The organism is Pandoraea cepalis (assembly GCF_902459665.1).
Classification (GTDB): domain Bacteria; phylum Pseudomonadota; class Gammaproteobacteria; order Burkholderiales; family Burkholderiaceae; genus Pandoraea; species Pandoraea cepalis.
Genome location: NZ_CABPSL010000001.1, coordinates 666,985 through 680,593, shown reverse-complemented (window position 1 = coordinate 680,593; position 13,609 = coordinate 666,985). Strand labels below are relative to the sequence as shown.

Below are 13,609 nucleotides of genomic sequence, written 5' to 3'. Positions count from 1 at the left end.
CACGGCGACGGCGTCATAAGCGCTGCGTCGTGGCGGCTCAACGGTTCCGGTTCGTTCGCACAGAACGAAACAGAGAAGCGCGCCGCATGGCAACGAAGGTAGGGTAAGGAACAGACATGTCCGCCAACGCACCACAAGAAGGCTCGCTCCACCGCGGCCTGAAGAATCGTCACATCCAATTGATCGCGCTGGGTGGCGCGATCGGCACCGGCCTCTTTCTCGGCATCGCCCAAACCATCAAGACCGCCGGCCCGTCAGTGCTGCTGGGCTATGCCATTGCCGGCGTCATCGCGTTTTTCATCATGCGCCAGCTCGGCGAAATGGTCGTCGACGAGCCGGTCGCCGGCTCGTTCAGCTACTTCGCCAACAAGTATTGCGGCCATTTCGCGGGCTTCGTGTCCGGCTGGAACTACTGGGTGCTCTACGTGCTGGTGTCGATGGCCGAACTCTCGGCCGTGGGCATCTACGTCCAGTACTGGTGGCCGGCCATTCCCACGTGGGTTTCGGCCCTCGTGTGCTTTGGCGTCATCAACGCCATCAATCTCTCCAGCGTGAAGTCGTACGGCGAGATGGAATTCTGGTTCTCCATCATCAAGGTCGCCGCCATCGTCGGCATGATCGGGTTCGGCGGCTATCTGCTGTTCTCCGGCAACGCCGGCCCTGAAGCCAGCGTGACCAACCTGTGGCGACACGGCGGTTTCTTCCCGAACGGCGTATCGGGCCTCGTCATGGCGATGGCCGTCATCATGTTCTCCTTCGGGGGACTGGAACTGGTCGGCATCACGGCGGCGGAAGCGGACAACCCGTCGCACACGATTCCGCGCGCGACCAATCAGGTCATCTACCGCATTCTGATTTTCTACGTTGGCGCGCTCGGCGTGCTGCTCTCGCTGTACCCGTGGGAGAAGGTGGTATCCGGCGGCAGCCCGTTCGTGCTGATCTTCCACGCACTGAACAGCAATGCCGTGGCCAACGTGCTCAACGCGGTGGTATTGACTGCGGCACTATCGGTCTACAACAGCTGCGTGTACTGCAACAGCCGCATGCTCTACGGTCTGGCCGGTCAAGGCAATGCGCCGCGTGCGCTGCTCAAGGTCAACCGGCGTGGCATTCCGCTGTTGGCGCTGGGCGTCTCGGCCGCCGCGACGGCCGTGTGCGTGGTGATCAATTACTTCATGCCCGGCAAGGCGTTCGAACTGTTGATGGGGCTGGTCGTGTCGGCGCTGATCATCAACTGGGCGATGATCAGTGTGATCCATCTGGTCTTCCGTCGTGCCAAGGCGCGCGCGGGCGAGACAACGCTGTTCAAGAGCCTCGGCTACCCGCTCACGAACTACCTGTGCCTGGCGTTCCTCGGCGGCATTCTGGTCGTGATGTACCTGATTCCGGACCTGCGCATTTCGGTCTACCTGATCCCGGTGTGGCTGGTCGCGCTCGGCATCGGCTATCGGGTGCGTCAGAAAACAAACCGCGTAGCGCCGATTCAGGCCAGGGCGGCACGCTGAGGTCTCCCGCTCAATGCCGGCGGCCACCGGCGGCAGCGGGTCGCAACGCTTCGCGATCTCGCCTCGGGTGCCAACCACCCGGGGCGTACCCAGCGATACCTCACTAGCGGTATCATCAACTGTTTGGCGCCGTCGGGGCCGCCGGAGCCGCACCGACGGTCCGGTGGCCCCCAGCCCGCACTCCACCGACTTTCTCTCGTTTTTCCAGGAACCGCCATGTTCGAACATATCGATGCCTATCCCGGTGACCCGATCCTCTCGCTCAACGAGAATTTCGCCAAGGATCCCCGTACCAACAAGGTCAACCTGAGCATCGGCATCTACTACGACGACGATGGCCGCCTTCCGGTCATGCAGGCTGTGCGAGAGGCCGAAGCGCAGTTGCTCGGCGAAGTCGGTCCGAAGCCGTACCTGCCGATGGCGGGGCTCGCCACCTATCGCGACGCCGTGCAAGCGCTCGTGTTCGGCGACGACTCGCCGGCACGCGCCGACGGTCGCATCGCTACGGTGCAGACGCTCGGCGGCTCGGGCGCGCTCAAGGTGGGCGCCGATTTCATCAAGCGCTACTTCCCCGGCGCGCAGGTCTGGGTGAGCGATCCCACGTGGGACAACCATCGCTTCATCTTCGAGCGTGCCGGTTTCACCGTGAATACGTATCCGTATTACGACGAAGCCACCGGCGGCCTGCGTTTCGACGCGATGGTCGACGCCATCGACAAGCTGCCTGCGCGTAGCGTGGTGCTGCTGCACGCGTGCTGTCACAACCCGACCGGCGTCGATCTGAACGACGCGCAGTGGGTGCAGCTGATCGACGTGCTCAAGAAGCGCGAGTTGTTGCCCTTCGTCGATATGGCGTATCAAGGCTTCGGCTCGGGTCTGGACGCCGACGCGTTCGTGATTCGCGAACTGGCCCGTCAGGGCGTGCCGGCCTTCGTCGCCAACTCGTTCTCGAAGAACTTCTCGTTGTATGGCGAGCGTTGCGGCGGCTTGTCGGTCATCTGCGAGTCGGCGGAAGCGGCGGATCGCGTGCTCGGTCAGCTCACGAGCGCGGTGCGTTCGAACTACAGCAACCCGCCGACGCACGGCGCGAAGATCGTGGCCAAGGTGTTGAGCACGCCGGCACTGCGCAAGTCGTGGGAAGCCGAACTCATGGCCATGTGCCAGCGCATTACGCGCATGCGCGGTGCGATTCACGACGGCCTGCGTGGACACGTCCCCGAGACGATGCTCTCGCGCTACCTCGAGCAGCGCGGCATGTTCACGTACACGGGGCTGTCGGCGACGCAGGTCGATGTGCTGCGTGACACTTACGGCGTCTATCTGATCCGCTCGGGCCGCATGTGCGTGGCGGGCCTCAACGAGAAGAACGTGGCGGTGGTGGCCGACAGCATTGCCAAGGTGCTGAGCCACGGCTGAGCGTCGCTCGATACCGGAAGCTCCACGAAAAGGGACGGCGCGTGCCGTCCCTTTTTCATTCCAACGCGGCGTGCTTGACGCGCCGCGCTGCACCGCAAGCTTGTCCGCCGTCTTTCGTCATCCGCGTTCCGTGGCGAGGTACTGCCACGACAGCCCTGCCCCATGGCGCACGACCTTGCCCGCCGAGCCCTCGGGAAAGTGGGCCGGGAACACCGTGGTTCCGGCGTCGACCGCCAGATCGAGCAGCCCGCGGCGAGACTCGCCGGCCTGAACCGCATCGAGACAGAACGCCGAACACCACTCGGGACGATAGACCTGCACCGGGCTGTGCATGACATCGCCGGAAAACAACGCGGTCTCCCCGCGAGACGCGATCGAGATGGCCATGTGCCCTGCGCTGTGGCCCGGCGTCGGCAGAAAGCGAATGCCGTCGAGCACTTGCTCACCGGCGTCGGGCACCTCATGCACAAGACCGGCGTCGAGCAGCGGCAACACGCTGTCCTCGAACACCATTCGACGTGCGGCGCCCGGGCCGGTGTCAAAGAACTCGCGCTCGCGCCGGGCGAAGACATACGTGGCGTTGGGAAAGACCGGCACCCAGCGCTCTCCTTCGCGAAAGGTGTTCCAGCCAACGTGATCGACGTGGAGGTGTGTATTGAACACGTAGTCGACCCGTTGGCGATCAAATCCCGCGGCGCTCAAGCGCTCCAGCACCGGGTTGGACAAACGGTCGAACAACGGACTGAAGGCGCGCGTCTTGTCATTGCCGATGCCGGTGTCGACGACGATCGTCAAGCCGGCGAACTCCACGATCCAGAGATGCGTTTGCAATGCGACGCGTCCATTCGAGTGATCGAACGAGGCCGGCGAGAGCCTTGTCGCGAGATCGGCCCCGGCCTCGGCTTCCCAATCGGGGAACAGTCGCGGCGCGGGCAACGCAAACGCGGTCTCGAAGATGCCCGTGATTCGGGCGGATCCCACATGAAAGACGGGTACAGACGGCGTCATGTTCGAACTCCAGGACGTTATCCAGAAGAATAAGCAGCGTATGCAGTGACCGGCGCATCACTCGCTACTGGATGCCAATGCCACCGCGGCGCGGCGCGTGGCAAGCGCATAGCAAAGGAAGCTGGCAATCGCCGCGACCGTCCCCACCAGCGCAAGCGCCGTGCCCAGACTACTTGCCGTTCTTCCAAGGTGCTCGTTGATCGCGCCAACCGCAAACGGCCCCACACTGCCGCTGATGGCATTCGTCATGAAGACGAGCAGCGCGATCGCCCGACCACGCATCCGGTTGGGCAGCGCGATCTGAAGTGGAACAGGCGCGAGCGCCATGGCGATGCTGGCGGCGAACGCGCATACGCCATACAGCACCACTGCCGCCAGACTATGGCTCATCAGCGGCATCGCAAACGCGGCAGGAATCAGTATGGCCGCGCCGCCCGTGGACAGCCCCAGTACCCGGCGCAGCGCACTGCGATCGATCGCACGCGCGGCGAGCAGGCCCGCACACACTACACCGAGCACGCCCCCCAGCATGTACGCGGGCGCCGCAAGTTCGCCGACCGTCCGGGCGTCGAGCTGAAACGTGCGCATGAGTAGCGCCGGAAACCAGGCGGCATGGGCGTAGAAGAGTGTGATCAGCGCCACATACGCCGCGAAGTACGGCAGGCAGAAGCGATTCCTGACGAAGAGTTCTCGCATCACCTCCCGCATCGACGGCAGGTCGTCCTCGTCGGCGGCGCCCGCACGTCCGAGACCGCGACGCGCCGGCTCACGCACCGTGAACAACACCAGGGCGCTGAGCAGGAAACCCGGCAGACCGACGGCAACGAAAACGGACTGCCACGGCGTCAGCCCATGGGTCGCCAGCCAGGCGCTCGCGGTGTGATCGCTGCTCAGGGTGAACAGAAAGCCGCCACCGAACAATGCCAGCCCGCCACCGACATACGGCCCCAACATGAAGATGCTGCTGGCGCGAGTGACCTTTCGCGGCGCGAAGAGATCGCTGAAGATCGACAGCACGGCAGGGCTGAGTGCCGCTTCCGCCACGGCCGTCCCGGCGCGCGCGAACAACAGCTCAGTGAAGTTGGTCGCAAACCCGCACAGCACGGTCGATGCCCCCCAGATGGCCACACAGGCCGCGATCAGCTTCACACGATTGGCGCGGTCGACCCAGCGGGCCACGAAAACCCCCGCCGTGGCATAGCACATGGTGAAGGATATCCCTTGCATCAGACCGATCTGCACGTCGGTGAGCCCAAGCGTTTGCTTGATCGGCTGCACGAGAATGCTGACAACCTGACGGTCGAGATAAGAAAACGCAAAGCAAACGAAAAACAGCAGCACCACGTAACCGTAATAGCCGGCACGTTCGTGTTGCTCATCTGCCGGCGTGGCAATGATGGCGGGTTGAGCGCTCATGAGAATGTCCTGTTTGACATGCAATGTGTCGAGATGACGGAGGCGGGAATCGGCGCAGTACGCGTCAGTCCCAGTGACTGTCGCTGGCGAGCAATGCGATGCAGTCGCCCGACTCCACTCGGGCGAACGTGCGCATGCACATCACCGTGCCGTCGCTGCGGAAGGCGATTTCGCGGGGTGCCTCCCACGGGGCGTGCGGATCGAACAGACGCCCGGCCAGTTGCCCCTCGCGCACGTCGTCGCCCAGCCGGAACGCGGGCTCGAAGACTCCGCCCCGCGGCGCGTAGACGTAATGCCTCGGCCCCTGCACCGCCATGACGCGGGTGTCGTGCGACGGTGCCGGACCGTCCTCCGACGCGACACCCAGCACGCGCAGAACGCGTTGCAGACCGGCTTCGACGATGGCGAGGTTGGCGGCGTCGCAACCCGCGCCACCACCAAATTCGCCGCAGAGAAATAGTTTGTCGTGGCGTTGCGCCGCAGCGCCGAAGGTGCGGTCTTCGCCGAGCAGATCCATGACCATCGTGTACGGGGCACCGAAGGCGCGAACCAGCTGCAGATAGTGAGCGCGGCGCGTGGCGTCGACGGGCGGTGCGGCCAGCAAGGTCGGCGTGTGGTCGAACGACGCCCCGCCAGCGTGCAAGTCGATCACGACGTCGGCACGGGGCAGCAACTCGGTCTCGACGTAGTGCGCGATCATCTCGGTCGGCGGCCCGTTACGCGCGCCGGGAAACAGCCGGTTCAGGTTGCCCTTGTCGATGGGCGACGTGCGCGTGCCATTCGCGAACGCCGGAAAATTAAGCCCTGGAATCACGATCAAGCGGCCGCGAATCGACATGGCGGGCAGGCGCCGCATCAGCTTCATCAGAGCGATGGGGCCTTCGTATTCGTCGCCATGATTGCCGCCCGTGAGCAGCACCGTGGGCCCCGTGTCCGGGCCCGCGTTCAGCACGGCGACCGGAATCGGGACATGGCCGTAAGCGGACCGGTCGTGAGAGTAAGGCAAGCGCAGCGTGCCGGTCTGAAGACCGGTGCGCTCGTAGTCGATATCGGAAGCGATCAGGGAAGCAGAGTTGTGCATGACGAGAGAGTGAAAAGCCAGGCGACGCCTAGGGTGAATTCACTATCGCAGACGCAAAAATGCTTGACCAATGCCGTTCATTGACCTGGGTGATGCCTCAAACGCATCGCCCGAAGCCGCGGCGGTTGCCGCCGCATTTCGTGGTCCCCGTGGTCGTCAAGCAGCCTGAACGGTCGCCAACTGCTCGATGAACCGTTGCAGGGCGGGCTGTGGCGGATGCTGGGCCGAGTGGCAGAAGGCCAATGGCAATCGCACCGAGAGATCGCGGATGGCGGCGAAGCGCACGCGGGCCGGCGGCCGGTCGCGGTTCGCATCGTTGACGATCGCCAGCCCGACACCCGCAGACACCAGCGACAGGATCGCCGCCTCGGTCGACACTTCCTGACGAATGTCGAGCGTCAAGCCACGCTCGGCGCATGCGGCGATCAAACGATCGTAGTACGCGGGATAAACCGCGCGCGGAAAGGCCACGAAGGGGTGCGCGCGAAGCGACGCGATGTCCACGTCTCCCTCGCGCCCCAACGGCCAGTCTGCCGGCACCGCGAGGACGACATCGTGTTCGAGCAGGGGCACCTCGGCGCATCCTTCGCGCAACGCGCCGAAACGATAACAAAACCCGCCGTCCAGCGTACCAGCCGCGATGGCGTCGAGCTGCTCGGGCGTGTTCATCGGTATCAGTTCGAGCGCCACGTCTGGCGTGGCGCGTTGAAAGGCATTGAAGGCGGCGGGCACCAGACCGTCCCAGGAAGCGTTCTCGACAAAGCCGATGCGCAACCGGCCGGTGACGCCCGACGCGAGGCGCCGTGCGGTACGGTTCGCGCTTTCGACACGGGCGAGGATGTCACGGGCTTCAGCGAGATAGGCCGTTCCGGCAGCGGTCAGCACGAGGCCGCGCGCCGTGCGCGTGAAGAGCGCCGCCCCGATGGTCTCTTCGAGATCCCGGATCTGCCGGGAGACGGCCGGTTGCGTCACATGCAGAATTTCGGACGCCGCGCGCACGCTCAACTGCTCTGCCACCGCAATGAAATATCGAAGATGCCTGAGTTCCATGGTCTGGCCGAGGAAGGTGCTTCGTGTCTCGCCTGCGCAGACAGCCTCCGCGCGACGGGTCAAAGTGCGAGCAGTCTACCGGAAAAGCCCGACGCCACCGCGCCCGGCAAGCCTGGCGACTTGGCGGTATATTGGTCGTCCCGCGGCGCTGCGCGTCGCTCCAACACGAACGCATCGATCCTCATGTCCGATCTATCCGCCGATCTGTCCCAGTTTCCCATCACGCGCAAGTGGCCTGCCGCGCACCCCGAGCGTCTGCAACTGTATTCGCTGCCCACCCCCAACGGCGTGAAGGCCTCGATCATGCTCGAAGAAATCGGGCTGCCTTACGAAGTGCACCTGGTGAACTTCTCGACCGACGACCAACTCTCGACCGAGTTTCTCGCGCTCAACCCCAACAACAAGATTCCCGCGATCCTCGATCCCAATGGCCCCGACGGCAAGCCGATGCCGCTGTTCGAGTCGGGCGCGATTCTCTGGTATCTCGCCGAGAAGACCGGCAAGCTGCTGCCCGCCGATCCGGCCGCGCGTTACGAAACGCTGCAATGGGTGATGTTCCAGATGGGGGGTGTGGGGCCGATGTTCGGTCAGGTCGGCTTCTTCCACAAGTTCGCGGGCAAGGACTTCGAAGACAAGCGTCCGCGCGACCGGTACGTGAACGAAGCGAAGCGCCTGCTTGCCGTGCTCGACGCGCGCCTGGCGACACACCGGTGGATCATGGGAGACGAGTACACGATTGCCGATATCGCCACGTTCCCGTGGGTGAGAAACCTCGTCGGCTTCTACGAGGCGGGGGAGCTGGTCAGCTTCGACCAGTTCAAGCACGTGCGACGCGCGCTCGACGCATTCGTTGCGCGTCCCGCCGTGATTCGAGGCCTCGACATTCCGAAGCGCTCCGCCTGAGCACCCGGATCAGGCCGGAATGTCGATGCGACGATCGGCCTGCGAATGTGAGTTGGCGCTAAGCGGCGCGAAGCCGTCACGCGCCCGCCGGACGTCTGACGGACGATCCGGCGGGGCGGGCGTTACCGCATGGACGAGGCCGCGTCGGCCCACCCGATGCCGACGTCAGGCCGACGTCTTGAAGCGCGCCGCCTCCTCAGATCCGCCCGTGGCATTACCGGCACTGTAAGAATGCGCGCCCACCCCGGCGAGCTTGCCGCCCTGCACGATCAGATACTCGTTGCGAATTGGACGGTTCTCCAAATAGCATTCCAGAATTTCGCGAGTCCCGGCGGCGTAGCGCGTTTGCGCGGAGAGGCTCGTGCCGGAGATGTGCGGCGTCATGCCGTGATGCGGCATTTGTCGCCACGGATGATCCGCCGGCGCCGGTTGCGCAAACCACACGTCCCCGCCATAACCCGCGAGCTGTCCGCTCTCCAGCGCGGCCGCCACGGCATCGCGATCGCAGAGCTTGCCGCGTGCCGTATTGATCAGATAGGCGCCACGTTTGAAGTGCTTCAAACTATCGGCGTTGATCATGTGCTCCGTTTCCGGATGCAACGGACAGTTCAGCGTCACCACGTCGCAAACCTTTGCAAGGCTCTCGAGACTCGAGTGGTACGTGAGGTTCAGCTCCTTCTCGACAGACACCGGCAGGCGGTGACGATCGAGATAGTGCAGATGTGTGCCGAACGGCCTCATCAGACGCAACACACGCAAACCGATTCGGCCGGCCGCGACCGTTCCCACGTGCATGCCTTCCAGATCGTACGAACGCGACACGCAATCGGCGATGTTCCAGCCGCCCTTTAGCACCCATTGATACGACGGCAGGTAATTACGCACGAGCGCGAGCGTCGTCATCATCACGTGTTCGGCAACGCTGTTGCTGTTGCAGTACGTCACTTCCGCAACCGTGATGCCGTGTTCCATGGCGGCCTGCAAATCGGTATGGTCCGAGCCGATGCCTGCGGTCACGATCATCTTCAACTTCTTCGCGCGCTTGATGCGCTCGGCCGTCATGTAGGCGGGCCAGAACGGTTGTGAGATCACGATTTCGGCGTCGGCCAATTCTCGATCGAGCACGCTGTCGTCGCCATCCTTGCTCGAGGTCACCACGAGTTGGTGGCCGTTCGATTCAAGGTATCGACGAAGGCCCAGCTCGCCCGACACACTGCCGAGCAGGGCCCCGGGTGCAAAGTCGATGCCACGCGGCGTCGGCAGAGACTGGCCATCCGGGTAGCACTCGATCTTGGGTAGGTCGTCGCGGGCGTAGGTTTTCGGGTATCCGGTGACGGGGTCGTCGTACAGTACACACACAATCTTGGCCATGATGTCTCGCTCCTGAAAGGTTATGGGTCAGCAGTCTGCATCGGCAACGCATGACAGCGTCGCTGCATTGAGACCAATCATCGGCGTCTCAGGCGCGCCTGGAAAATCGTTCCTGCCGATCGGTTGATCGGCCCGACCTATCAGATCGAGCGCAAAGGGGGGGGCGGGCGCGTCGTCAGACCGGCAACAGCGCATCCAGCCGCGCTTGCAAATTGACCGAGCGGAAGGCAGCTATGGCGGCTTCGAGCAAGGGCGGACGCGGCTGTCGTACGCGCAGGATCAGACCGATCTCACGATGCAACGCCGGCTGCAATGGCACCGCGTGCAGCTCATCGCGCATTTCCGCCAGGCACAGCACGCTATGCGGCACGATGCTGAAGAGCCCCGCGCATCGCACGTGGGCATACAACGCCATGAGCGAATCCGTCTCCACGCGCGGCAACGCCGACGTGCCCGCACGCGCGAGCGCCGCGTCGATCCCTTGGCGGCATTGCATATTGCCCGTGAGCAGACACAACGGCAGTTTCGCCGCCTCATGCCACGACAGCGACGAGCGTCCGGCCAGTATCGATGCGTCGCGCGCGATCAACACATAGCGTTCGCGGAACAAGGGGACGGTGTCGAACTCGCGCAACCGCGGGTCGTCGAGATAGCTCAACCCGACATCCAGATCGAGTTCGGATAGCTGGCGCAGTGCCTGCGTTGCCGAGAGCGTGAAGACCTCATGACGCATGCCGGAGAAGTCGCGCAGACAGGCATCGGTGAGCAGCGGCACGAGCGGCAATGCGGTGGGAATCGCGCCGACGCGCAAGCACCCGGTGACTTCGCGCCGACTGGCGCTCACCTCCTGCCGCAAGCCCTCACAATCGGCCAGCACCTGACGCGCCCAGGCAAGCACGCGCTCCCCTTCCGGAGTGAACCCTTCGAAGCGACGTCCGCGTCGTACGATGGGCAATCCGAACTCCTCTTCGATACTTCGGATCGCACCGGATAGGGTTGGCTGGGACACGTTGCACAACGCCGCCGCGCGCCGGAAGTGCTGCGCCTGCGATAGCGCCACGAGATAACTCAACTGCCGAATGAACATGGCCCGCGTCTCCGTCCGATGTTGCGGCGAGCGCCTGCACCACCGCTATATACGAATGAATATAACGCATGCCATGACCCACCGGTCATGAGAATGTTGCATAACTGTTATGGAAAATCCGCCCGGCGACCACCGGGCGGCACGCCCTATCCGAGCCCTTTGGTCGCCGCTTAGTGCGCGACGGTGGAAGCCGGCGAAACGGGGTTGGGTGCAGCAGGCAACGGCATCACGGACTGGGGTGACGGCATGCCGCCCGCCGAACCGGAGGGCGTGGTTGCACCGTTCGACGACGCCGCGCCCGGGCCGTTCCACTCGCCCGGCACGCCCGGAATCGTGGTGCTATATGGCGTGCTCGCGGGCAGACCTGACTCGGGCTGCGCCAGCACGGCCGACGCGACCGGCACCGGCAGCGGCCCGCTATCGCTCGCGGTGGCGGGCGTGGCGTCCGCGGAAGCGGGCGCAGGCGCCGCACGCTTCACCGGGGCTTTCGCCTTGTGCGCCGGTTCGGGCGCCTTCGTGAACAGCCCCGTCACCCAATCCGAGACGCGCGTCCACCCGTCGCTGTACCAATGGTGGTTATCCGGCGCTTCGAACTTCGCATTCGCATCGATCACCTTCGAGCGCAAGGCGCGCGAGAACACGTCGCCGACGATCGGCAACGCGCTGTGCGCGCCCTGCCCCCAGTAATCGCTGCGCAGCGTCACGCGACTGTCGTTGAAGCCGACCCACGCCCCCGCCACCAACTGGGGCTGCATGAGAATGAACCAGCCATCGGCATTGTCTTGCGTCGTGCCTGTCTTGCCCGCCACATCGGCGCGAATGCCGAAACGTGTGCGAATCGCAGTGCCCGTGCCGCGATTGATGACTCCCCGCAGCGTATCGAGCAACGTGTAGTCGTCGTTCACGGAAAGCGCTCGCTCGGCGCGCGCGGGTGAGAACGTGGCGAGCACGTCACCGTCGCTGTTCGTGATCTCGGTGACCATCGTCGGCTCGCGATACTCTCCGCCATCCGCGATGGTGCCGTATGCGCTCACCATCTCCTTGAGTGAGACCGGGCTCGTGCCGAGCGCCAGCGACGGCACCGGATCGAGCTTGCTCTCGCGCACGCCCATTGCCCGCGCCAGGCCGGCCACACGCGACGGCCCCACGTCCTGCATCAGTTGTGCCGTGACGGTGTTGCGCGACTGCGCCAGCGCGTCGCGCAACGTCATGGGCTTGTTGGTCGGCGCGGTGTCGTCGCTCGGTCGCCAGATCTCGCCGCCCGCAAGCGGAATGTCGACGACCTGGTCGACGATGGTGTCATCCGGCGTTCTGCCCTTGACGAACGCGGCGCCATACACGAAGGCCTTGAATGTCGACCCCGGCTGCCGCCGCGCCTGCTGAACGTGATCGAAGGGATCGGTCATAAAGTCGCGGCTGCCGACCCATGCGCGAATTTCACCCGTGCGCGGATCGAGCGCCAGAAAACCGGCTTGCACCCGGATCTTCGTCGCGCGCAGATTCTGCATGAACGTCTTGTCGGCGAGCAGGCGCTTCATCGCCGCGTCCGGCGCCTCTCCTCCCGCCACCGCGTTGCGATACTCCGCCGATTCGCGCACGAACGCATGCACCAGCGCCGCGCTGTCGCGCCAGCCACCGCGTGCCGACCAGTTCGCGTCGGCAATGCTCTGAAGTTGATTGGCCTGATGGGTGAGCGCCTGCGTGGCCATCGTCTGCAAGCGCGAGTCGATGGTCGTATGCACGACGAGGCCGTCGGAATAAATGTTGTAATCGTGACGATCGGCCCAGCCGATCAACCACTTGCGCAATTGCTGGGCAAAGTGCGGTGCGGGCCCGGGCTCCTCGGTCTGCCGTTCGAAGTTGATGCGCAGCGGGCGTTTCTGCAACGCGGGGAGCTTCGACGCATCGAGCCCTCCGAACTTGACCATCTGGGCGAGCACGGTATTGCGACGTTGCAGCGCACGCTCCGGGTTGATCACCGGGTTGTAATAGCTGTTGCCCTTGAGCATGCCGACGAGCGTGGCGGCTTCGAGCAAATCGAGCTGGTCGGCCGACTTGTCGAAGTACGTGCGCGCGGCCATCTCGATACCGTACGCGTTGTACAGGAACGGCACCGTGTTCAGGTATGTCTCGAGAATCTCAGGCTTGGTGTAAAGCGCTTCGATTTTCAGAGCGGTGATCGCTTCCTTGAGCTTGCGCGTGAGCGTGGGCGCCCGGCCGATCTCGTCCGGATACAGATTGCGCGCGAGCTGCTGCGTGAGGGTCGACCCGCCCTGCCGGTCGCCGGAGAACGTGTGCAGCGCCGCCGATGCGGTGCGCTTCAGGTCGATGCCATGATGCTCGTAAAAGCGGTGGTCTTCCGTCGCAACCAGTGCCTTGACGACGTTCGGAGATACGTCTTTCAACGGCACCCATTCACGGTTCGCCGGCCGGAATTCGGCAAGCAGCTTGCCGTCGGCCGACAGCACCTGCGCCGGTCGGTCGATCCTGGCGCGCCGGATGTCGCGGATGCTCGGCGTGAATGGAATCAGGATCAACGTGTACGCGACAAGCAGGCACGGCAGCGCCGCGACGGCGATGAGCACGCCCCGGCGCGTGGGGTGACGCACGTGAAACCACGCACGGGCCGCATACGGCTTCAGGGGTTGCGCGAGACGCAGACCATGCCGGCCCGTCTGGGCGACGGCATGCAACAGCGACGAGAACAGCGACGAAATCGGGCGCTTCACGATGGGGGATGGCGTGGCAAAGTCCGCATCCTACCAAAACCGA

10 protein-coding genes are annotated in these 13,609 nt (G+C 64.4%); 3 read left to right on the top strand and 7 right to left on the bottom strand.

All coding sequences use genetic code 11. From position 1 onward, the window contains the following. Positions 1-116 precede the first annotated feature (116 nt). Positions 117-1,505 (top strand): amino acid permease, encoded by a 1,389-nt coding sequence (locus PCE31106_RS03150; protein WP_017233081.1) that lies wholly within the window; start codon positions 117-119, stop codon positions 1,503-1,505. A 216-nt stretch (positions 1,506-1,721) separates the two neighbouring features. After that, positions 1,722-2,921, top strand: a complete 1,200-nt coding sequence (locus PCE31106_RS03145) for an amino acid aminotransferase (RefSeq protein ID WP_017233082.1) — start codon at positions 1,722-1,724, stop codon at positions 2,919-2,921. A gap of 117 nt (positions 2,922-3,038) precedes the next feature. Here the strand turns inward: PCE31106_RS03145 and PCE31106_RS03140 are convergent, their stop codons facing one another. The 4 genes from PCE31106_RS03140 to PCE31106_RS03125 all read right to left on the bottom strand — a co-directional run bounded on the left by PCE31106_RS03140 (position 3,039) and on the right by PCE31106_RS03125 (position 7,476). Beyond that, positions 3,039-3,929, bottom strand: a complete 891-nt coding sequence (locus PCE31106_RS03140) for an MBL fold metallo-hydrolase (protein WP_150562352.1) — start codon at positions 3,927-3,929, stop codon at positions 3,039-3,041. A 57-nt stretch (positions 3,930-3,986) separates the two neighbouring features. Then, entirely contained in the window at positions 3,987-5,345 is a 1,359-nt protein-coding gene (locus tag PCE31106_RS03135) for an MFS transporter (protein WP_150562351.1), read from the bottom strand. 64 nt (positions 5,346-5,409) lie between these two features. Then, positions 5,410-6,426 (bottom strand): succinylglutamate desuccinylase/aspartoacylase family protein, encoded by a 1,017-nt coding sequence (locus tag PCE31106_RS03130; RefSeq protein WP_150562350.1) that lies wholly within the window; start codon positions 6,424-6,426, stop codon positions 5,410-5,412. A gap of 156 nt (positions 6,427-6,582) precedes the next feature. Next, entirely contained in the window at positions 6,583-7,476 is an 894-nt protein-coding gene (locus PCE31106_RS03125) for a LysR family transcriptional regulator (RefSeq protein ID WP_017233086.1), read from the bottom strand. Positions 7,477-7,659: 183 nt separating this feature from the next. Between PCE31106_RS03125 and PCE31106_RS03120 the strand changes: the two genes are divergently transcribed. Then, positions 7,660-8,379 (top strand): glutathione binding-like protein, encoded by a 720-nt coding sequence (locus PCE31106_RS03120; protein ID WP_150562349.1) that lies wholly within the window; start codon positions 7,660-7,662, stop codon positions 8,377-8,379. Between the two features lie 165 nt (positions 8,380-8,544). Here the strand turns inward: PCE31106_RS03120 and PCE31106_RS03115 are convergent, their stop codons facing one another. The 3 genes from PCE31106_RS03115 to PCE31106_RS03105 form a co-directional block, all read right to left on the bottom strand. Further along, a complete protein-coding gene (locus PCE31106_RS03115) occupies positions 8,545-9,750 on the bottom strand; it encodes an NAD-dependent formate dehydrogenase (RefSeq protein ID WP_150562348.1) in 1,206 nt (401 codons plus the stop codon). A gap of 175 nt (positions 9,751-9,925) precedes the next feature. After that, positions 9,926-10,837: a LysR family transcriptional regulator gene (locus PCE31106_RS03110; protein WP_150562347.1), complete on the bottom strand. Its 912-nt coding sequence runs from the start codon at positions 10,835-10,837 to the stop codon at positions 9,926-9,928. A gap of 170 nt (positions 10,838-11,007) precedes the next feature. Then, the gene (locus PCE31106_RS03105; protein WP_437343782.1) at positions 11,008-13,566 is read right to left on the bottom strand and encodes a penicillin-binding protein 1A; all 2,559 of its coding nucleotides are present in this window, start codon (positions 13,564-13,566) and stop codon (positions 11,008-11,010) included. Positions 13,567-13,609: the final 43 nt, after the last annotated feature.